Origin of the sequence: Stutzerimonas stutzeri (assembly GCF_002890895.1) — a bacterium.
Lineage (GTDB): Bacteria > Pseudomonadota > Gammaproteobacteria > Pseudomonadales > Pseudomonadaceae > Stutzerimonas > Stutzerimonas stutzeri_AB.
This window is the reverse complement of sequence record NZ_POUL01000012.1, coordinates 119,621-139,608: the sequence shown is the minus strand read 5'-3', so window position 1 is coordinate 139,608 and position 19,988 is coordinate 119,621. Positions and strand designations below refer to the sequence as shown.

General features: G+C 63.2%; 15 protein-coding genes and 1 pseudogene. 3 read left to right on the top strand and 13 right to left on the bottom strand.

The annotated features are described in order from the left end of the window. Positions 1 to 108 (top strand): annotated as a pseudogene (locus tag CXK96_RS21045) (IS110 family transposase); the annotation flags it as partial. Positions 109 to 307: 199 nt separating this feature from the next. Here the strand turns inward: CXK96_RS21045 and betA are convergent. From betA to CXK96_RS18710, 7 genes are all read right to left on the bottom strand, one after another. Then, the gene (betA, locus tag CXK96_RS18740; protein WP_102837944.1) at positions 308 to 2,020 is read right to left on the bottom strand and encodes a choline dehydrogenase; all 1,713 of its coding nucleotides are present in this window, start codon (positions 2,018 to 2,020) and stop codon (positions 308 to 310) included. A gap of 80 nt (positions 2,021 to 2,100) precedes the next feature. Further along, positions 2,101 to 3,573 carry a betaine-aldehyde dehydrogenase gene (betB, locus tag CXK96_RS18735; RefSeq protein WP_102837943.1) on the bottom strand — a complete coding sequence of 491 codons (1,473 nt, stop codon included), beginning with the start codon at positions 3,571 to 3,573 and terminating at the stop codon, positions 2,101 to 2,103. Positions 3,574 to 3,614: 41 nt separating this feature from the next. Beyond that, entirely contained in the window at positions 3,615 to 4,202 is a 588-nt protein-coding gene (gene betI, locus CXK96_RS18730; protein ID WP_064481439.1) for a transcriptional regulator BetI, read from the bottom strand. A 295-nt stretch (positions 4,203 to 4,497) separates the two neighbouring features. Then, positions 4,498 to 5,352: a glycine betaine ABC transporter substrate-binding protein gene (locus tag CXK96_RS18725; protein ID WP_102837942.1), complete on the bottom strand. Its 855-nt coding sequence runs from the start codon at positions 5,350 to 5,352 to the stop codon at positions 4,498 to 4,500. 214 nt (positions 5,353 to 5,566) lie between these two features. Continuing rightward, the gene (locus tag CXK96_RS18720) at positions 5,567 to 6,511 is read right to left on the bottom strand and encodes a choline ABC transporter substrate-binding protein (protein ID WP_102837941.1); all 945 of its coding nucleotides are present in this window, start codon (positions 6,509 to 6,511) and stop codon (positions 5,567 to 5,569) included. A 34-nt stretch (positions 6,512 to 6,545) separates the two neighbouring features. Beyond that, positions 6,546 to 7,433 (bottom strand): ABC transporter permease, encoded by an 888-nt coding sequence (locus CXK96_RS18715; RefSeq protein ID WP_178114603.1) that lies wholly within the window; start codon positions 7,431 to 7,433, stop codon positions 6,546 to 6,548. A 2-nt stretch (positions 7,434 to 7,435) separates the two neighbouring features. Next, the gene (locus CXK96_RS18710; protein ID WP_102837940.1) at positions 7,436 to 8,632 is read right to left on the bottom strand and encodes a quaternary amine ABC transporter ATP-binding protein; all 1,197 of its coding nucleotides are present in this window, start codon (positions 8,630 to 8,632) and stop codon (positions 7,436 to 7,438) included. A 1,005-nt stretch (positions 8,633 to 9,637) separates the two neighbouring features. Between CXK96_RS18710 and CXK96_RS18705 the strand changes: the two genes are divergently transcribed. Then, the gene (locus tag CXK96_RS18705; RefSeq protein WP_102837939.1) at positions 9,638 to 11,014 is read left to right on the top strand and encodes an L-serine ammonia-lyase; all 1,377 of its coding nucleotides are present in this window, start codon (positions 9,638 to 9,640) and stop codon (positions 11,012 to 11,014) included. Positions 11,015 to 11,410: 396 nt separating this feature from the next. After that, positions 11,411 to 12,508, top strand: a complete 1,098-nt coding sequence (locus tag CXK96_RS18700) for a GlxA family transcriptional regulator (RefSeq protein ID WP_102837938.1) — start codon at positions 11,411 to 11,413, stop codon at positions 12,506 to 12,508. Positions 12,509 to 12,694: 186 nt separating this feature from the next. Here CXK96_RS18700 and CXK96_RS18695 read toward each other — a convergent pair whose 3' ends face one another. The 6 genes from CXK96_RS18695 to CXK96_RS18670 all read right to left on the bottom strand — a co-directional run bounded on the left by CXK96_RS18695 (position 12,695) and on the right by CXK96_RS18670 (position 19,942). Further along, positions 12,695 to 12,943 (bottom strand): hypothetical protein, encoded by a 249-nt coding sequence (locus tag CXK96_RS18695; RefSeq protein WP_102837937.1) that lies wholly within the window; start codon positions 12,941 to 12,943, stop codon positions 12,695 to 12,697. A 40-nt stretch (positions 12,944 to 12,983) separates the two neighbouring features. Beyond that, complete coding sequence (locus tag CXK96_RS18690) at positions 12,984 to 13,757, bottom strand: electron transfer flavoprotein subunit beta (RefSeq protein ID WP_102837936.1); 774 nt, start codon at positions 13,755 to 13,757, stop codon at positions 12,984 to 12,986. Between the two features lie 113 nt (positions 13,758 to 13,870). Beyond that, positions 13,871 to 15,106 carry an electron transfer flavoprotein subunit alpha/FixB family protein gene (locus tag CXK96_RS18685; RefSeq protein WP_102837935.1) on the bottom strand — a complete coding sequence of 412 codons (1,236 nt, stop codon included), beginning with the start codon at positions 15,104 to 15,106 and terminating at the stop codon, positions 13,871 to 13,873. Beyond that, the gene (gene dgcB / locus CXK96_RS18680) at positions 15,106 to 17,085 is read right to left on the bottom strand and encodes a dimethylglycine demethylation protein DgcB (RefSeq protein ID WP_102837934.1); all 1,980 of its coding nucleotides are present in this window, start codon (positions 17,083 to 17,085) and stop codon (positions 15,106 to 15,108) included. Before dgcB ends, CXK96_RS18685 begins: the two co-directional genes overlap by 1 nt. Before the next feature lie 169 nt (positions 17,086 to 17,254). Continuing rightward, positions 17,255 to 19,315 carry a dimethylglycine demethylation protein DgcA gene (gene dgcA, locus CXK96_RS18675; protein ID WP_102837933.1) on the bottom strand — a complete coding sequence of 687 codons (2,061 nt, stop codon included), beginning with the start codon at positions 19,313 to 19,315 and terminating at the stop codon, positions 17,255 to 17,257. Positions 19,316 to 19,411: 96 nt separating this feature from the next. Next, a complete protein-coding gene (locus CXK96_RS18670) occupies positions 19,412 to 19,942 on the bottom strand; it encodes a 4-vinyl reductase (RefSeq protein WP_102837932.1) in 531 nt (176 codons plus the stop codon). Positions 19,943 to 19,988 lie beyond the last annotated feature (46 nt).

The window sequence follows — 19,988 nt, the reverse complement described above, 5'->3', positions numbered from 1 at the left end:
TCCGGAAAACAAATCGTCTGTGCAGCGATGCGCAAGCTGCTGCACATCGCCTATGGGGTACTTAAATCGGGCCAGCGTTTCGACCCTCAACTGGCCCTTGCTCGGTAATGGGGAAGACGGTATCTACGTTATGGACGCCTGGTTAAGCGTTGCCTGATTCCTGATGCGCGCGGGGCACTTGGCATCCTCCTCCGTGCGCGCCCATCATCTTTCGAACACCGCTAAGCGTTCCCCATCAATACCTGAGCCGCCATCGCAGTGGTTGTTGAACGCAATCTCTCAACATCCACTGCGGCGAGTCCGGCGCTTAGAGGCTTGCCGCCCTGAGTGCGGCCGCCGGTTGTGGCTGCGGTACGCTGCGCGCCGGGGCGTTTGCGGCGACGTAGTAGGGCGCGGAACTGCGCGGCAATGGCGCACGACCACGAATCCTGTCGGCGAGCTTCTCGGCCATCATGATGGTGGGTGCGTTGAGGTTGCCGGTGGTGATCAGCGGCATGATCGAAGCGTCGATCACCCGGAGCCCGTCGAGGCCGTGTACGCGGCCCTGACCGTCGACCACGGCCATGTCGTCCTCCCCCATCTTGCAGGAGCAGGAGGGATGGAAGGCGGTTTCGGCTTGCTGCCGGACAAACTCATCCAGTTCGGCATCGCTCTGGACATCCGCGCCGGGGCTCAGCTCGCGACCGCGATAAGGGTCCAGCGCCGACTGCGCCATGATTTCCCGGGTGATTCGGATGCCGTCGCGGAATTCCTGCCAGTCCTGCTCGCAGGACATGTAATTGAACAGAATGCTCGGGTGCTGGCGCGGGTCCCTTGACCGAGCATGTACGCGCCCGCGGCTGGGCGAGCGCATGGAGCCGACGTGGGCCTGGAAGCCGTGCTCCTTTACCGCATTGCTGCCGTTGTAGTTAATCGCCACCGGCAGGAAGTGGTACTGGATGTTCGGCCATTCGAACTCGGCACGTGAGCGAATGAAGCCGCCGGCCTCGAACTGATTGCTGGCGCCGATGCCTTTGCCGAGGAACAGCCATTCGGCGCCGATCAGCGGCTGGTTGTGCATCTGCAGCGCGGGGTAGAGCGAGACCGGCTGTTTGCAGGCGTACTGCAGGTACATCTCCAGGTGATCCTGCAGGTTGGTGCCGACGCCCGGAAGCTCGTGAACGATCGGGATGCAGAGTTCGCGCAGCAACGCGCCCGGGCCCACGCCCGAGCGTTGCAGGATCTGCGGCGAGGCGATGGCGCCGCTGCAGAGCAGCACTTCACGCCTGGCGTGGACGGTCACCGGTGTGTCGCTGGTGCCGTGCAGGTAGGCCGCGCCGATGGCCCGCTTGCCGCTGAACAGGATGCGATCGGTCAGTGCGTGGGTCACGATGGTCAGGTTCGGCCGGCCACGGGCCATGTCCAGATAGCCGCGCGCGGTGCTGGCGCGACGGCCGTTGGGGGTGACCGTGCGGTCCATCGGGCCGAAGCCTTCCTGGCGATAGCCGTTGAGGTCTTCGGTTTCCGGATAACCGGCCTGCACGCCGGCCTCGATCATGGCGCGGAACAGGGGATTGTTGCCGGGCTTGGGCGTGGTCACGCTCACCGGACCGTCACCGCCGTGGTAGTCGTTGGGGCCGATGTCGCGGGTTTCGGCCTTGCGGAAGTAGGGCAGGCAGTCGAGGTAACTCCAGTCTTCCAGGCCGGGCGCCTTGGCCCAGCCATCGTAGTCCATGGCGTTGCCGCGGATGTAACACATGCCGTTGATCAGCGAGGAGCCGCCCAGGCCCTTGCCGCGACCACATTCCATGCGGCGGTTGTTCATGTGCGGTTCGGGATCGGTCTCGTAGGCCCAGTTATAGCGCCGGCCCTGTAGCGGAAAGGCGAGCGCGGCGGGCATCTGGGTACGAAAGTCCATCCGGTAGTCCGGCCCTCCGGCTTCGAGCAGCAGCACGCTGACATCCGCGTCTTCGGTCAGCCGGGTGGCCAGCACGTTACCGGCCGAGCCGGCACCGATGATGATGTAGTCGTATTCCTTCAAAGCAGCATCCTCCCGAATGGAGACCGCCAGTTTCGCGCCATCAGCAGGCACGAAAGCGCGGCCCTTGCTTACGTCACCGGTCAGAACGCCGAGACGAATTCGCCCAGCTCGACCTGGATCGACTTGGTGCGCGTGTAGTGCGCCAGGGTCGTCAGGCCGTTCTCGCGGCCTACGCCGGATTGCTTGTAGCCGCCTACGGGCATTTCGGCAGGCGATTCGCCCCAGGTATTGATCCAGCAGATGCCCGCTTCGAGCTGATGAATGACGCGATGCGCACGTGCCAGATCCTGGGTGACGATTCCTGCGGCGAGGCCGTAGTCGGTGTCGTTGGCACGGCGGATCACTTCCGCTTCGTCGTCAAAGATCAGGATGCTCATCACCGGGCCGAAGATTTCCTCACGCACGATGCGCATCTCATCCCGGCAGTCACTGAACACGGTCGGCGCGACATAGGCGCCCTTGGCGTATTCGCCTTCGGTCACCCGCGTCCCGCCGCAGAGCACGCGTGCGCCCTCGGCACGGCCCGACTCGATGTAATCGAGCACGCTGTCCATGTGTGCGTAGCCCACCAGCGGGCCGAAGTTGGTTCGCTCGTCCAGCGGATCACCCAGGCGGATACGCTTGACCCGCTCGAGCACCTTGGCTTCGAACCGCGCCTGCAGCGAACGTGGGATGAACACGCGGGTGCCGTTGGTGCACACCTGGCCGGAGCTAAAGAAGTTGGCCATGACGGCAATGTCTGCCGCACGGTTGAGATTGGCGTCTTCGAAGATGATCAGCGGCGACTTGCCGCCCAGCTCCATGGTCACGTCCTTGAGTGACGAGCTGGAGGCGCTGGCCATGACCTGCTTGCCGGTGCGGGTGCCGCCGGTGAAGGAGATCTTCTCGATGCCCGGGTGCTCGGTGAGCCAGGTGCCGACTTCCGGGCCGCTGCCGGTGAGGACGTTGAACACGCCGTCCGGCAGGCCTGCCTCGGTATAGATCTCGGCCAGCTTCAGCGTGGTCAGAGAGGTCATTTCGCTGGGTTTGAAAATCATGGCGTTGCCGGCAGCCAGTGCCGGCGCGGACTTCCACAGCGCGATCTGGATCGGGTAGTTCCAGGCACCGATGCCCGCCACCACACCCAGCGGCTCGCGGCGGGTGTAGACGAAACTGGTGTCGCGCAACGGGATCTGCTCGCCTTCGATGGCCGGAACCAGGCCGGCGTAATACTCCAGCACATCAGCGCCGGTAACGATGTCTACGGCGCGGGTTTCAGTCAGCGGCTTGCCAGTGTCGAGTGTTTCCAGTTCGGCCAGCTCGTCGTTGCGTTCGCGCAGGATGTCCACCGCACGGCGCAGGATGCGTGAGCGCTGCATGGCGGTCATGGCGGCCCAGACCTTTTGTCCGGCAGCGGCGCTGGCGACCGCCTTGTCGACGTCATCACGCGAGGCTCGCTGCAATTCGGCGAGTACTTCGCCGGTCGCCGGGTTGACCGTCTCGAAGGTCGCGCCGCTGGTGGCGTCGACGTAACGGCCATCGATATAGAGTTGCTGCTGCTCGAAACGGGGCATGGTCATCCTCGCGCGGTGCGTGTGGAGAGGTGGGGAGCAGCTCAGCGGTTAGCCAGGAGCTGATCCAGGTAGTCGTCGGCCAGTTGCAGCGCCTGCTCGATGTCGAAGTCATCGCCGGCCAGCGCACCGCGCAACCAGAGGCCGTCGATCAGTGCTGCCATGCCACGCGCGGCCGAGCGTGCCTTTTCTTGGGGCAGGACACGGCGGAACTCGCAGCAGAGGTTCGAATACAGGCGGTGGTCGTTGATTCGCTGCAAGCGGTGCAGGGAGGGCTGGTGCATGCTGAACGCCCAGAACGCCAGCCAGGTCTTCATCGCTGGGCCATTGACCTGGCTGTCGTCGAAGTTGCCTTCGATGATGGCTTTCAGATGTGCGCGAGGACTGTCGTCGGCAAGCTGCTCGCGGCGCGTGCGAACGGCCTGGTTGAGCGCCTTCATCAGGTGCCGCATGGTTGCTTCGAGCAGGCCGTTCTTGTCCTGGAAGTAGTGCGCGATGATGCCGTTCGACACTCCTGCCAGGCGCGCAATCATGGAGATGCTGGCGTCGCTCATGCCGACCTGGTCCACCGCCTCGAGAGTCGCGTGTATCAGCTGCTTGCGCCTTATAGGCTGCATACCAAGCTTGGGCATTTTTTGAGAATCCGGTCAGGTTTAGACTGGCGACCAGACTAGGGTCTTTTTATTGAACGCTCAATCAATAAAAGAGCTGTTGTCGATATTCGGCATATTCGTGTCGCGCATCGAGTGCGGTGGACAGCTGCGCGGCCGATGCCACCAGCGAACCCGCGCGCCATGGCGTAGCGCATGCCGCAAGAGAGTTATTGATAGCGCCATACCCCATCTGACTGCGTGCCCGTATACGACCGCAGGGTGTCGAGCGCCGCCCGCCAAGGGCGGCGCTCGTGATGGGTAAAGAGCGGGGCGGTTATTCGAGCCACTCGGCGACGCGCTCCGGATGCTTTTCCACCCACTCGCGGGCGGCAGCTTCAGGCTTGGCGCCGTCGCGGATCGCCAGCATGACTTCGCCAACTTCCTCGGCGCCCCAGCTGAATTTCTTCAGGAAGGCCTCGGCTTCGGGAGCCTTGCTGGCGAGCCCTGGGTTGGCGACCGTATCGACGTGCTCGTCGTCACCGAAGACCTTCTTCGGGTCTTCCAGGAAGCGCAGATCCCACTTAGCGAACATCCAGTGTGGGATCCAGCCGGTGACGACAATCGGTTCCTTGGCCTTTTCCGCACGGGTCAGTGCGGTGGTCATGGCTGGGCCCGAGCTGGGCATCAGGCGTAGGTCCAGGTCGTACTGCTTGATCGCGTCCTCGGTCCGCCGCATGACACCAGCCCCGGCATCGATCCCGGTGATCTTGCCGTCGAATGCCTCGCTGTACTGGTTGAGGTCCTCGATGCTTTTCGCCTCCACGTAGTCCGGCACGATCAGACCGATCTTGGCGCCTTCGTAGTTGGTGCCGAGCACCACGATCTTGTCCTTCAGTTTCTCGAAGTACTCGCCGTGGGTGGCCGGCAGCCAGGCGGAGAGGGTGGCGTCGAGGTCACCGCGCGCCACGCCCTGCCACATGATGGCCGGTTCGACCGGTTGCAGCTTGACGGTGTAGCCCAGCTTGCTTTGCAGAATTTCGCCCGCCACGTGGGTGGCGGCGACGCTGTCGTCCCAACCGTTGACGTAGCCGATTTTCAGCGCGGGCTTGTCCGCCGCCATGCTGGCTGCCATGCCGAGCGCCATGCTGGCGGCGCCGAGACCGCAAAGGAGATGCTTGATCAGACTCATGCGTGTTAGCTCCATGTCAGGAAAAGTGGCAGTGATGCCGACCGGGGCCCATACCAGGGCTCAAGGTTGTTGCTGGCGCCTCACTTGCAAAGTGGGGCCCCACGCGCGGTTCCGATGCGCGACCTGCGCACCGATAGGGAAAGGGGTTGGATTGGCGCCAGCCGGTCAGGAGCCTGGCGTGTCTGCCGAGGCGTCCTGGCTGGCTAGGTTCCGGTCAGAGACCGACGAATTTCTTCACGGCCGCAACGCCGTCCTGACCGTCCCGGGTGGTCACTCCGGCCAGCCACTGGTCGAGGGCGTCCGGGTTGTCATTGATCCATTGCTTGGCAACGGTCTGCGGATCGTCACGCTCAAGGGCCATCTGCATCAGCTCGCTTTCCATCGGCACGCTGAACTGCAGGTTCTGCAGCAGCTTCCCGACGTTCGAGCAGCGCTCCAGATAGCCTTGCGGCACCACGGTAAACACCTTGGCGGCACCGAAGTCAGGCCCGAACACCTCGTCGCCACCGGCGAGGTAGGTCAGGTCGTACTGGGAGTTCATCGGGTGGGGCGCCCAGCCGAGGAAGACCACCGGCTCCTTCTTCCGAATGGCACGTTGCACCTGAACCAGCATGCCGGCTTCGCTGGACTCGACCATGCGGAAGTCGCCGAGGCCGAACTGATCGTTCTTGATCATCTTCTCGATCAGCAGGTTGCCGTCGTTGCCCGGCTCGATCGCGTAGATCCGGCCGCCGAGTTGGTCCTTGAACTTGGCAATATCCTGGAAGCTTTTCAGACCCGCCTCCGCCGCATAGGTAGGCACCGCCAGGGTGTATTTGGCGCCCACGAGGTTGGGCGACTCGAGCACCTTGACGCCACCGTCCTTGGTGAACGGCTCGATGACCGCGTCCATGGAGGGAGACCAATAGCCGAGAAATGCATCGATCTGCTTGTTTTTCACCCCGGTAAAGGCAATCGGTACCGAGGCCATCACCTTGCTCGGGTCATAGCCCAGGCCTTCGGTCAGGACCATCGCAACCCCTGTGGTCGCGGCGATGTCGGCCCAGCCGATCTCGGCGAAACGCACCTTTTCGCAGCTTGCGGGTTCCTGTGCCCAAGCGCTTTGCAGCAGAGTGCAGGCGAGCAGGCCGATACCCGTTATCGTCTTGAACGTGGTCATTCTGATTTCCTTTTTCCGAATGGGGTCGTTGCGATTACTGGCCCTGCGGTCTGAGCTTGGTCGTCACCCATGTGTACCAAGTGGCTTTCTGCGTGGCCCGCTTGGCGGTGCCAAAGCTTTCGGTGATCCGGTCCAGGATGATCGCCAGCAGAACCACCGCCATGCCGCTTTCGAAGCCGAGGCCGATGTCCAGTCGCTGAATGCTCGCCAGCACGTCATTGCCCAAGCCTCCGGCACCCACCATCGAGGCGATGATCACCATCGACAGCGCCATCATGATGGTCTGGTTCACCCCGGCCATGATCGATGGCATGGCGTTTGGCAGCTGCACCTTGAACAGCAGCTGCCGGCCGTTGCAGCCGAACGATTGCCCAGCTTCGACGATCTCCTTGTTGACCTGGCGGATGCCCAGGTTGGTCAGGCGCACGGCCGGCGGCATGGCGAAGATCACCGTGGCGATGATGCCGGGCACGCGGCCGAGGCCGAACAGCATCGCCGCCGGAATCAGGTAGACGAACGCCGGCATGGTCTGCATGAAGTCCAGGATCGGGCGGGTGATCATCGCCACGCGTTCGCTGCGTGCCGACCAGATGCCCAGCGGGATGCCGAGCAGCAGGCTGATGAGCGTGGCGGAGAAGGTCAAGCCGAGGGTCACCACGGTCTGCTCCCAGAAGCCGGTGAGCACGATGAGTACGAAGGACACAGCGGTGAAGGCGGCGAACCGGGCGCCGATGCGCCACAACCCGAGGCCAACGAAGAGGGCGATCAGCAGCCAGGCCGGCGGCAGCATCAGCAACGCTTCGATGCCTTCGGAAAATCCGCTGACGACACCTCCGAGGCTGTCGAAGGCGCCGCTGTAGTTTTCCAGCAGGTGCTGGACGACGTCGTTGACCCAGCTTCCGAGATCGAGTTCTTTGCTCATGATCATTCCTCCTGCAGGCGAGTCAGAAGGCGGCCTTTACTGATGGCGCCCGCATAGAACCCCTGGCTGTCCACCACGGGCATGGGTCCCTCGTTATCCACCAGGCGTCCGATGATCTGATCCAGCGGCTGGTCTTCGGTGAGCGGGGCGATCTGCTTCAACAGGTTGGCTTCGAGGGCACAGGTCCGGCCGTTCTCGACCAGCAGTGCCAAGCGTTCCAGGCTGATCGAGCCGCGGAAGCGTTTTTCTTCATCGACGACGAAGGCGTAGTGCTTGTCCAGCGCCTGCAGGTCCTGGCAGACCTTCAGCGCGTCCGGGGCCTTGCCGTTGTGCACGTAGAGCGGGACGCTGTCGGCCTTGAGCTGGCCGGCGGTGAGGTAACGGCTAGTGTTGACGGTCTCGAAGAAGTTGCGCACGTAGCTGCTGGCGGGATTGTCGACCAGCTCCTGCGGCGTACCGACCTGAATCAGCTTGCCGCCTTCCATGATGCCGATGCGGTTACCGATGCGCATGGCCTCCTCGATGTCATGGGAGACAAAGATGATCGTGCGTCGGTGGGTCTTCTGCAGTTCCAGCAGGACGTCCTGCATTTCCCGGCGCTTGAGCGGGTCGAGCGCGGAAAAAGCCTCGTCCATGATGATCATCGAAGGGTTGACCGCCAAGGCACGGGCCAGGCCGACGCGCTGTTGCATGCCACCGGAGAGTTCGTGCGGAAACTTGTGCGCGAAGGTGTCGAGACCGACCTGCTTGAGCACCGTCATGGCGCGCTGCTCGCGCTCCTTGCGCCCGACGCCGGCGACCTCGAGGCCGAAGGCGGCGTTGTCCAGCACCGAGCGCGAGGGCATCAGGGCGAACGACTGGAAGACCATGCTCATGTCACGTCGACGCAGGTCGATGAGTTGCGAGTGGGGCAATTTGGCGACGTTCTGCCCATCGATGAAGACGTCTCCGGCGCTGGGCTCGATCAGGCGGTTGATCAGGCGTATCAGCGTGGATTTGCCGGAGCCGGACAGGCCCATCAGGACGAAGATTTCGCCTTCCTCGACGCTGAACGACACATCGCTAACGCCGATGACCGCGTTACGCTCGGCGAGAATCTTGTCCTTGCTCCAGCCTTGCTTGAGCAAGGTGATGGCTTCTTGTTCGTGTGGGCCGAAGACCTTGTACAGGTTCTCGACGACGATCTTTCCAGACTGCATGGGACGGTTCCCTCAGTAGACATCCAGCTCAGCTAAACGGAGGCCGCCAGCGCACGCAGCGCTCGACGGCTGTTGCCAACTGCTTAATGGCGTAATCGGTAGTCATGTACCGGGCTGAAGCGATCTTGCGGTCGCTCGACGGGCAGCAGTCGCCAGGCGAAATGAGCGACTCATCTCGCGCGTCTGCAGGCTCGGCGTCGTGGCGTTTCACCGCTGTGTCGTGACCGCTTCTACCCTTGGCAGTGCTAGTAAGTTCATCGTGGTTCGTACGCCCCCTGCGGAGCGGAACCGGTACCCATTATTGTTATCTGCTCAGCCGTTGGGGACGGCTGAAGCTACGTCGTGCAAGGCCTCCCATCACCGCCGCACCAGGCGCCGGCTGTGGAACATGACTCAACGATAGGCCGCTTTGGGCACGACAATTGTCGAGTTACGACGCCTACATACTGAACGGCGACATGCGTCCTTTTTTATTCATGAGCGAAAAATATTCATCACGATGATGGTGCAGATTTCCGGCTGTTTGCTACGAAGTGAACCATCACGGCGCATTCGGCCAGTAAAAGAGGCGCTGGCGTGACGGCAATATGAGCGTAGGTCATGTTGTGGGCTCGGCTTGTTTCCCATAGCTCGGAGCATATGGGATCTGCTCTGCATCCATGGCCCTTGACGTGGCCGCGCAATGCGGAACGGGGCAAGCGCCGCCGCAGCGACCTGAGTCAGATGGCAGCTAAAGGCGCGGCCCTTCGTTTATCTATGGCTAACGCTCTCGTAATCAGCGACCGGCTGGTGGCGGTGGCCGTGCTTCCCCGTTCATGCGCGTCCAAGGTGGTTGCAGCTTGGCTGATGGCACCTTGAATAGCCGTTGCACCGGGCAAGACCGGCTGGTCATAAACTGGGCAACCTGACGGAATTGGGCATGACCACGTCGGTGCCAGACTTCTATGTGTTCGCAAAACCACCATGATGGCGCCTGTCTTCAGGGCTTCCAGTGGAGCGTTTAGCGTGGCGATCAGCGTATTCGACCTTTTCAAAATCGGCATCGGGCCTTCCAGTTCCCATACCGTCGGACCGATGCTCGCCGGGGCGCTTTTTGTCGATGCCTTGCGCGAGCGCCAAATGCTCGAGCGGGTATGTCGAGTCGAAGTGCGCCTGTATGGCTCGCTGTCGGCCACCGGGGTCGGGCATGGCACCGACAACGCCGTGATCATGGGCCTGATGGGCGAGCGACCGGACGTTATCGATCCAGAGCAGATCGCCCCGCGCATCGCCGCACTTCGATCCTGCGGCCAGCTACGGCTCGACGGGCAGTGGCCGATCGCGTTCGACTGGTCCAAAGACCTGCTCCTGCTCGAGGAAAATCTGCCGTATCACCCCAATGCCGTCACCTTCGTCGCGTACGGACATTCCGGTGTGCTGCACGAGGACACCTACTACTCCGTCGGCGGTGGATTCGTGGTAAACGCCGAGCAGGCCGCTGCCGGGCTGCTGGATCAGGACCACACCGTACTGCCCTATGATTTTTCCAATGCTGTCGAACTGCTGGTGCTGTGCAAGCGCCACGGCATGCGCGTCAGTGAACTGATGATGGCCAACGAGATGGCCTGGCGCAGCGAGGCGGAGATTCGCCAGGGGCTGTTGCGCCTGTGGGAGGCGATGAAGCTGTGTGTCATCAATGGCTTGCGCCATGAAGGCATACTGCCCGGCGGGCTGAAGGTCCGGCGGCGTGCCGCCAGGCTGCACCAGAACCTGTTGGAGCTGGGCAAGCCGAACGTGATCGGCACGACCATGAGCGCCATGGAGTGGGTGAACCTGTTCGCCCTGGCGGTCAACGAGGAAAACGCAGCGGGCGGGCGCATGGTTACGGCGCCTACCAACGGCGCGGCCGGCATCATTCCGGCTGTGCTGCACTACTACATGAAATTCCATCCGGAAGCGTCCGATAACGACGTGGTCGACTACCTGCTCGCCGCGGCGTCGATTGGCATTCTGTGCAAGAAGAACGCCTCCATTTCCGGCGCTGAAGTGGGTTGCCAGGGTGAGGTGGGTTCCGCCTGCGCCATGGCCGCGGCCGGCCTGGCCGAACTGCTCGGCGCGACACCCGAGCAGTTGGAGAACGCGGCAGAAATCGGTCTCGAGCACAACCTTGGACTTACTTGCGACCCCGTCGGCGGGCTGGTTCAGGTGCCGTGTATCGAACGCAACGCGATTGCGGCGATGAAGGCGATCAATGCGGCGCAGATGGCGATGCGTGGCGACGGCGAGCATTTCATCTCGCTCGACCGTGTCATCCGCACGATGCGTGATACGGGTGCCGACATGCACGACAAGTACAAAGAAACGTCCCGTGGCGGCCTGGCGGTCAATGCCATCGAGTGCTGAGTCGAACGGGTGCATCGGGCCCTTCGTGACGGCCCGTTTGCGGTGCATTCTTCGCCCAGCGCGGGCGCTCGAACTCAGTCACCTGCACCCCGACTGTTACCCAGCCCTGTTACCTGAGAGCGACAGTGTGCGGATCGCGCCAAAAGGCGCCCCACACTGCTACCAAAGTGCTCACAGGCAGATAACCCCCGACCTTTACACTGTTCTATCTGCGTCACGCGAGGCGCATGACGGGGGCGTTTCAGAAGGTGCTAACTTTTAATTGAACGCGCATTCAAAGTAGGCACGCTGTTTGCCTTCTTTATAAGCAAAACCAGGCGCTAGCCAGCGCTGCACACTACAAGAAAAAGAGCCTCTTCGAAGGCTCGTGATAATTGCCTACCGTGAGGGTCCGTCATGTCACAGATCAACCCAGGGTCACAGCCCCCGAACCGGCTCCCACAGACCATCGGCTTTCTGCTGCTGGACAACTTCACTCTGATTTCCCTGGCCTCGGCCGTGGAACCGCTGCGGATGGCCAATCAGCTGTCCGGCAAAGAGCTGTACCGCTGGTTCACCGTGACCCAGTCGGGACAGCCCGTCAGCGCCAGCGACGGCCTGCAGATCACGCCGGACGCCAGCTTCGAGACCTCGCCCAGCCTGGACAGCGTCATCGTTTGCGGCGGTGTGGATATTCAGCACAGCGTGACGCGCGAGCATCTGCACTGGCTGCAGACACAAGCGCGTCATGGCCGTCAGCTTGGCGCGGTGTGCACCGGCAGTTGGGCGCTGGCCAAGGCCGGCTTGCTCGATGGTTTTGACTGCAGCGTGCACTGGGAATGCCTGGCCGCAATGCAGGAAGCCTTCCCGCGTACCTCCGTCACCCCTCGGCTGTTCTCCATCGACCGCAATCGCCACACCGCCTCCGGCGGCACCGCGCCCATGGACCTGATGCTGCAACTGATTGGTGCACGGCACGGGCGCGAACTGGCCGCGGCCATCTCCGACATGTTCATGTACGAGCGCATCCGCAGTGAACAGGATCTTCAGCGCGTGCCCCTCAAGCACATGCTGGGCACCAACCAGCCGAAACTGCTGGAGATCGTGGCCCTGATGGAGGCCAACCTCGAAGAGCTGATCGACCTGGATGAACTGGCCTGCTACGTGAGCGTGTCGCGGCGCCAGCTCGAGCGACTGTTCCAGAAATACCTGCACTGCTCGCCGTCGCGCTATTACCTCAAGCTGCGGCTTATTCGTGCGCGCCAGCTGCTCAAGCAGACGCCGATGTCGATCATCGAAGTGGCTTCGGTCTGTGGCTTCGTTTCGACCCCGCACTTCTCCAAGTGCTACCGCGAGTTCTTCGGCATTCCACCGCGTGACGAACGCTCGGGCCAGCAGTCGGCGCAGGTTGTTGCGCTGATACCTCGTCCCGGCGAGGCCAGCAGAAATCCCGCCACTGTCGCCGCGTTGCAGCGTGCTCAGGGAGAGTCGACATTCGCCAGCGTGCGCATCTGACGTAGCGCACGCTCTGGTTGATAAAGGTGGGTGACGATGTCATCCACCTTTTTTTTGCAGTTTTATTTGGGTAGAGGCTGCGTGCTGTTTTGTGACGACACTGCCGGCTTCGGAACTGCTTGTTCGAGCTGTGGCCATGGCGCACCTGTGACGCTGCCATGCCACGTCACAGGTGATCCGCACGGTCTAGTTGGCGCGCACCAGTGCGGGAAGCAGATTGCGGCAGATGGCCTCGCGAACCGACGGTAGCAGGGTGGCAGAGCCGCCCAGCAGTTCCTCGACGAGGCGACGTAGCGCCTGCGCGCGTTCCCGGGACAGGCCGACAATGGCGCGCTCACAGGCTTGTTCAGCCGAGAACCCACAGGGAATCTCAAAGCCCAGTGCCACCAGGCGGTCTCGAAAGTCGTCCTGGTCGATCAGATCGGCATGCATCATCGTTCTTGCTCCTTTGGCTTCGATAGGCGAGGCGGCTGGCTCAGCGCAGCACGCCTTCTTCGCGCAACAATTTGAATATGGCTTCGGCGCCGACCTGCGGCGACACATCCTTGAGTACCTGTCCTGCACCGCCGGAGGTCTTGGCGGTGGCCGCTTTCATCCGTTCGGCGCCAGTCTTGGCCTTGATCACCTTGAGCCGTTTGGGGCGCGGGCGCGCCGGCTGTAGCTGCGCCTCGTCCAGCATGCTGTCTTCGATGACAGCCACATCCTCGGCGTGCAGCTCGCCACGGCGAGCCGGGCCGAAGGCATTCTGGCGCGCCGCCGGGGCAGCATTGTCGACGCAGGCAACGAACGGCAGGCGTACCTTCAACCGGCGCCGCTGACCGCGGGGCAAGGCCTGCAGGACTTGCGCTACACCGTTTTCGACTTTTTCTACCTCGGCCAGGCCGACCACCAAGGGCCAGCCCAGGCGTTCGGCCAGCAGGTAGGGCAGGAGGCCGGAGCCTTCGCCGTTTTCTGCCTGGCTGCCGGTCAGCACCAGATGAACCCCGGCATCCAGCAGGTAGTTGTTCAGCAGCGGCAGGGCGTCGCAATGGCTGGGCTGTTCGAGCACGGTCATTTCGCTCAGGCCCATGCCCAGGTAAGCGCGCAGTGCCTCCTCTTGCGGATTGCCGGCATGCAGCAGCTGCAGCTGGTCGCCCACTAGTCGCAGGCCAAGCTCAACTGCGCGGGCATCCTGCTCGGCACGGCGGGGGCGGCCCGAGGTCGGATGAGCGCCGACCGAGACCAGGGTGATGACGTTCAGGTCAGTCATGGCGCGACTCCGTAGGGTGGAAGACGCTGTCTTCTTCCACCATCAATGTGCCGTCGTTCCCTGCGGATGGGTAAAGCGTCATCCACCCTACGGGTTTTTCGTGAGCTCGCTGTTCATGCCGCATCGCGGGCGCCTCCTTGGCGGTATTCAGTGACCAGTTCGACCAGCGCAGCGAGGATCTCCCTGGAGTCCCCGATGACCGACAGGTCGGCACGCTTGATCATGTCGCAGCCAGGATCCATGTTTATCGCCACGACCTTGTCGCAGGCGCTGATGCCCTGCAGGTGCTGAATGGCGCCGGAAATGCCGATGGCCAGGTAGACCCGCGCGGTGACCCAGGTGCCGGTCGCGCCGACCTGGCGGTTGCGCGGCATGAAGCCGTCGTCGACTGCCACGCGGGAGGCGCCTTCTGTGGCACCAAGCGCCTCGGCGGCCTGATGGAATTGGTCCCAGTCCTTGACGCCGTTGCCGCCGGAGAGAATGAACTCGGCTTCGGCCATGGGGATCAAGGCCGGGTCGACCGCTACCGCACCGAGGTCTTCGATGCGTGGCAGGCAGCGGGTGATCGGATGCTCGAGGGGCAGGGCACGCGCTTCGTGGCGGGTGTCGCTGACCGGATCGGCACACTCGACGGCGGCTAGAATCAGGCGTGGCGCCTGGCGTACCAGGTCCTGCTGGCCAGCTCCGGCGCGGCCGATGCACTGGCTGTCGGCGACCTGCCAGACGCGGGTAGCCGCACGCTCGCCGAGCTTGGCACCGAGGCGGCGACCCAGTTCGCCACCGCCGGTGCGGCTGTCTGGCAGCAACCAGTGGCGTGGCGCCAGCTGGCTTTCCACTGCACTGAGGGCCAGCACCCGCGCTTCCGGCGCGTAGCCGTCGAAGGCCTCGCCCTCGATGTGCACCAGACGGTCGACGCCGGCGGTATCGAAGGCGGTTTCCTTGTACTCGCCAAAGACCACGGCGACCACGGCGCCGGTATCACCGGCCAGTTTGTTGGCCAGGCCGAGCAGATCCTTGTCGTGACTGGTGAGACGACCGCCGACCATGTCCGGCACCACCGCGATATGGAAGGCCGGCTGCTCGACCACGTGCAGCGGCAATTGCACCACCACATTGGCCGCACTGCGCTTGGCACTGCCGCCTTGCTGGGCGCCGCTGCGGTCGATGCGCTTGAGGCCATTGGGGCCGATGAAGCCGACCGCGTGGGGATTCTTGCGTAGAAGGCCGTTGGGGCCAGCCCAGCTGGTTTCGCCGCCCGCTGCGGCCGAGGCCATGGCAGCGTGCAGCGGATGCAGACGGTTACGGGCGATCCACTCGGCGCGAGGGTCGCGGCGGATGATGTCGCTCATCAGTGCACCTCCAGGGATTCAGGCTTGGCCGCTGCGGGCTTTTTTGCCGGGGCAGGTTTCTCCAGCAATACGTCGGCGACCAGTTCGGCGATGTCTTTGATCTGCGGCCGAGGCTCGACAACACCTTCGAGCATCGCGGTGCACTGCGGGCAGCCCACGGCCACCAGTTCGGCGCCGGTCTCCTTGATGTCCACCATGCGCATGTCGGGAATCCGCTGCTTGCCGGGAATATCGGTGATCGGCGCGCCGCCACCGCCGCCGCAGCAGCGGGAACGGAAGCCGGAACGCTCCATTTCCTTGACCTCGATGCCGATAGCCTTGAGCACGCTGCGCGGTGCTTCGTACTCGCCGTTGTAGCGGCCCAGGTAGCAGGGGTCGTGATAGGTCACGCTGCCGCCCTTGTGCTGACCCAGGCTGAGTTTCTGCCCGCGGATCAGCTCTTCCATATAGGTGCTGTGGTGCAGTACCTGATATTCGCCACCCAGTGCGCCGTATTCGTTCTTCAGCACATGGAAGCTGTGGGGGTCGCAGCTGACGATCTTGTTGAAGCGGTACTTGGCCAGGGTCTCGATGTTGCGTCTGGCCAGCGACTGGAAGGTCGCTTCGTCACCCAGACGGCGTGCCACGTCACCGCTATCACGCTCCTCCAGACCGAGGACGGCGAAGTCGACGTCGGCGGCCTTGAGTACCTTGACGAAGGCGCGCAGGGTGCGCTGGTTGCGCATGTCGAAGGCGCCGTCGCCGACCCAGAACAGCACGTCGACCTGCTTCTTCTCGCTCATCAGCGGCAGGTTGAGGTCGGCGGCCCAGTTGAGGCGGCCGCCGGGGGCGAAGCCGCCGGGGTTATCGGTGGCGATCAGGTTGTCCAGCACCTCGGCGCCCTTGTTTGGCGTCGCACCCTTTTCCAGGGTGAGGTGGCGGCGCATGTCGACGATGGCATCGACGTGCTCGATCATCATCGGGCATTCCTCGACACAGGCGCGGCAGGTGGTGCAGGACCACAGTGTTTCCGCCTCGACCAGGCCCTTGCCTTCGGCAAAGACGATGGGCTGATGCGGGTTGCCACCGTGCTCGCCCACCGGGATGCCGGGATAGGGGCTGCCGAAGTAACCCTTGTCGCTGCCACCGGCGAGGCCGACGACCATGTCCTGAATCAGCTTCTTCGGGTTCAGCGGCTGGCCGGCGGCGAAGGCCGGGCACGCTGCCTCGCAACGACCGCACTGCACGCAGGCATCGAAGCCGAGCAGCTGGTTCCAGGTGAAGTCCTTGGGTTTTTCCACACCTAACGGTGCGTTTGGATCGGTCAGATCCAGGGCCTTGAGGCCGCTGGAACGGGCCGCGCTGGCGTTGTGCGGAGTGCGGAAACGCTCAGGACGGCGGTGCCAGGCCAGGTGCAGGGCACCGGCGAAGGCATGCTTCATCGGCCCGCCCCAGGTCATGCCGAAGAACATCTCCGACACACCCCAGGCCACGCCGAGCGCCAGCACGGCCGCGAGGATCCAACCGCCGAAATCGGCCGGCAGGATGCCAGCTACCGGCAGGGTGGCGATGAAGAAGCTGAACGAGAACATCAGCAAGCTCTTCGGAAGGCGCATCCAGGGGCCTTTCGACAGCCGTGCCGGCGGGTTGCGGCGGCGTTTGGCAACAAACAGCGCGCCGACAAACATCAGCACGCAGGCAGCGAGCAGGGCAAAGCCGAGAATCCGGCTCTGCAGACCGAAGCCGTGCACGATGATCGCCAGGACAGCCGCCAGGACAAAGCCGCCAGCCGTGGCCACGTGAGTCTTGGACATGTACTTGTCGCGTTCGACCACATGGTGCAGATCGACCAGGTAGCGCCGTGGCATGGCCATCAGGCCACCGATCCAGTCGACTTTGGTCGGCCGACCACGGCGCCACATGGCGAAGCGCCTGCCTGCGCCGAGTACGGCAAGCGCGAGGGCGGCGAACAGGAGAATGGGAAGAATGGTATTCAACATGTGAGGCTCCCACCGCCAATGTCAGGGGATGATGCGTTTCAGTCCTTCGCCCCTCCGGAAAGAGGGTCAGGGTGAGCAGTTGGTCCGCGGGACCGACCCTCACCCCAGCCCTCTCCCCAAAAAGGGAGAGGGAGCCAGACCGGGTCAGACCGTCAACGTTGCGCTGGACTTAAAAGTCCTTGCACAGCCGTAGCGCGTCATAGATCGCCGCGTGGGTGTTGCGCTGCGCGACGCAGTCGCCGATGCGGAACAGCAGGTAGCCTTCGCCGCTCTGCGAAAGGCAGGGCTGCGGCTGGATCGCGAACAATGCCTCGACGTCGATCTGGCCCTTGTTGCGCGAGCCTTCCTTGAGGGCGTAGTACAGGCGCTCGTCAGGACGCACACCGTTCTCCACCACCACCTGGTCGACCACCCGCTCTTCCTGCGCGCCGGTGTATTCGTTCTCCAGCACTGCCACCAGCTTGTCGCCCTCGCGGTAGACCTTTTCCAGCATCAGGTCGCCGGTCATGATCACTTCCTTCGGGTACAGGCTGCGGTAGTAGGTCGGGAAGCTGGTGCCGCCAATCGCCACGCCGGGCTTGATGTCATCGGTGACGATTTCCACCTTGGCACCTTTCTCGGCGATGAAGTCGGCCACCGACATGCCGGTGAACTCGCAGATGGTGTCGTAGACCAGCACGTTGTTGCCGGGCGCCACCTTGCCGTCGAGGATGTCCCAGCTGCTGACAACCAGGCCTTCTTCCGCGCCCCAGTGCTCGTTCTGCTCGATGAACGGGTGACCGCCGTTGGCCAGTACCACGATGTCCGGACGCAGATCGAGAATGGTCTCCGAATCCGCACCGGTACCCAGGCGAAGGTCGACGCCGAGGCGTGCGATTTCCAGCTGGAACCAGCGGGTGATGCCCGCCATCTGATCACGTTGCGGTGCCTTGGCGGCGAGGTTGATCTGCCCGCCGAGGCTGTCCTTTTTCTCGAACAGGGTGACGTCATGGCCGCGTTCGGCAGCGACACGTGCGGCCTCCATACCGGCCGGACCACCGCCAACGATCACCACTTTGCGCTTGGGCCCGGTGGACTTCTCGATGATGTGCGGCAGGCCCATGTATTCCCGGCTGGTGGCCGCGTTCTGGATACAGAGAACGTCCAGGCCCTGATACTGGCGGTCGATGCAGTAGTTGGCGCCGACGCACTGTTTGATCTGGTCCACCTGGCCCATCTTGATCTTGGCAATCAGGTGCGGGTCGGCGATGTGGGCGCGGGTCATGCCGACCATGTCCACGTAGCCGCCCTCGAGGATGCGCTGGGCCTGATTCGGGTCCTTGATGTTCTGCGCATGCAGGACCGGGACGTTGACCACTTCCTTGATGCCGGCGGCCAGGTGCAGGAACGGCTCCGGCGGATAGCTCATGTTCGGAATGACGTTGGCCAGGGTGTTGTGCGTATCGCAACCCGAGCCGATCACGCCGAAGAAGTCGACCATGCCGGTGGCATCGTAGTACTTGGCGATCTCTTTCATGTCTTCGTGAGTGAGGCCGTCCGGGTGGAACTCGTCACCGGTGATGCGCATGCCGACGCAGAAGTCGTCACCGACCTCGGCGCGCACGGCCTTGAGCACTTCCAGGCCGAACTTCATGCGGCCCTCGAAGGTGCCGCCCCATTCGTCGGTACGCTTGTTCACCCGCGGCGACCAGAACTGGTCGATCAGGTGCTGGTGCACGGCCGACAGTTCGACGCCGTCCAGGCCGCCTTCCTTGGCGCGGCGTGCGGCCTGAGCGTAGTTGCCGATGATGCGCCAGATCTCTTCCGGCTCGATGGTCTTGCAGGTGGCGCGGTGTACGGGTTCGCGAATACCCGACGGCGACATCAGGGTTGGCCAGTTGAAGCCGTCCCAGCGCGAGCGACGGCCCATGTGGGTAATCTGGATCATGATCTTGGCGCCATGCTTGTGCATGGCGTCAGCCAGGTTCTGGAAGTGAGGGATGATGCGGTCGGTGGCCAGGTTCACCGAAGACCACCATTCCTGCGGGCTGTCGATGGCGACGACCGAGGAGCCGCCGCAGATCGCCAGGCCGATGCCGCCCTTGGCTTTCTCTTCGTAATACTTCACATAACGCTCGGTGGTCATACCGCCGTCGGTGGCATAGACCTCGGCGTGGGCGGTGCTGATCACGCGGTTGCGGATGGTCAGTTTGCCGATCTGGATCGGCTGGAACATTGCTTCGAAAGCCATTGCGGCACCCTCACGGAAAAGCAGCCTAGCGTTTTCTTTGTGGGGGGGCTTGCGCGGCGATGCTGTCGCCACGAAGCCCCTCTCACATACCTTTTTTTAGAGTGGTTTGACGCGGAAAAGACCGTGGTCGTGGCCTTCCTGCGAGGCGCCGTAGACCTGTTCGGCGACGGTGCGGATGCTGCTGCCCTGCGCCTGGAGAATCTGATCCATGGCGCCGGCGAACCAGCCTGTGAACATGTAATCCACCGGACGCCCGCATTTGCCGTAGACGTAGACGAATGCCGAGTGATCCAGGCGGACCTCGCAGGTGCCGGCGTCCAGGTCGATTGATTCGATCTTGAACAGGCCCCAGCCGCGCTGCGACAGGCGCTTCATGTAATGCTCGAAGACTTCCACGCCGACCAGCCCGTGGCATTCGGCTTCCTTCTCGCACCAGTGCCAGGCCGACTTGTAGCCAGCCTTGTAGAGGATCTCGGCGTACTTCTCGGCGCCGAGCACCTCCTCGATGCCGATGTGGTTGTTGACGAAGAAATGCCGCGGCACGTAGAGCATCGGCAGGGCGTCGGTGGTCCAGACGCCGGTTTCGTCGTCGACCTGGATGGGCATTTCGGGTGCGTGGGTGGACATGTGTTTGAGCTCCAGAATTCGTTGTCTTGCTTGTTTGAACAGTGCT

What these genes read in the sequence shown, in the direction of transcription:
- betB (WP_102837943.1), bottom strand. Translation starts at nt 3,573, where the DNA reads ATGCCCCGTTTCGAGCAGCAGCAACTCTATATCGATGGCCGTTACGTC.
- betI (WP_064481439.1), bottom strand. Translation starts at nt 4,202, where the DNA reads ATGCCCAAGCTTGGTATGCAGCCTATAAGGCGCAAGCAGCTGATACAC.
- CXK96_RS18725 (WP_102837942.1), bottom strand. Translation starts at nt 5,352, where the DNA reads ATGAGTCTGATCAAGCATCTCCTTTGCGGTCTCGGCGCCGCCAGCATG.
- CXK96_RS18720 (WP_102837941.1), bottom strand. Translation starts at nt 6,511, where the DNA reads ATGACCACGTTCAAGACGATAACGGGTATCGGCCTGCTCGCCTGCACT.
- CXK96_RS18715 (WP_178114603.1), bottom strand. Translation starts at nt 7,433, where the DNA reads ATGAGCAAAGAACTCGATCTCGGAAGCTGGGTCAACGACGTCGTCCAG.
- CXK96_RS18710 (WP_102837940.1), bottom strand. Translation starts at nt 8,632, where the DNA reads ATGCAGTCTGGAAAGATCGTCGTCGAGAACCTGTACAAGGTCTTCGGC.
- CXK96_RS18700 (WP_102837938.1), top strand. Translation starts at nt 11,411, where the DNA reads ATGTCACAGATCAACCCAGGGTCACAGCCCCCGAACCGGCTCCCACAG.
- CXK96_RS18695 (WP_102837937.1), bottom strand. Translation starts at nt 12,943, where the DNA reads ATGATGCATGCCGATCTGATCGACCAGGACGACTTTCGAGACCGCCTG.
- CXK96_RS18690 (WP_102837936.1), bottom strand. Translation starts at nt 13,757, where the DNA reads ATGACTGACCTGAACGTCATCACCCTGGTCTCGGTCGGCGCTCATCCG.
- CXK96_RS18685 (WP_102837935.1), bottom strand. Translation starts at nt 15,106, where the DNA reads ATGAGCGACATCATCCGCCGCGACCCTCGCGCCGAGTGGATCGCCCGT.
- dgcB (WP_102837934.1), bottom strand. Translation starts at nt 17,085, where the DNA reads ATGTTGAATACCATTCTTCCCATTCTCCTGTTCGCCGCCCTCGCGCTT.
- dgcA (WP_102837933.1), bottom strand. Translation starts at nt 19,315, where the DNA reads ATGGCTTTCGAAGCAATGTTCCAGCCGATCCAGATCGGCAAACTGACC.
- CXK96_RS18670 (WP_102837932.1), bottom strand. Translation starts at nt 19,942, where the DNA reads ATGTCCACCCACGCACCCGAAATGCCCATCCAGGTCGACGACGAAACC.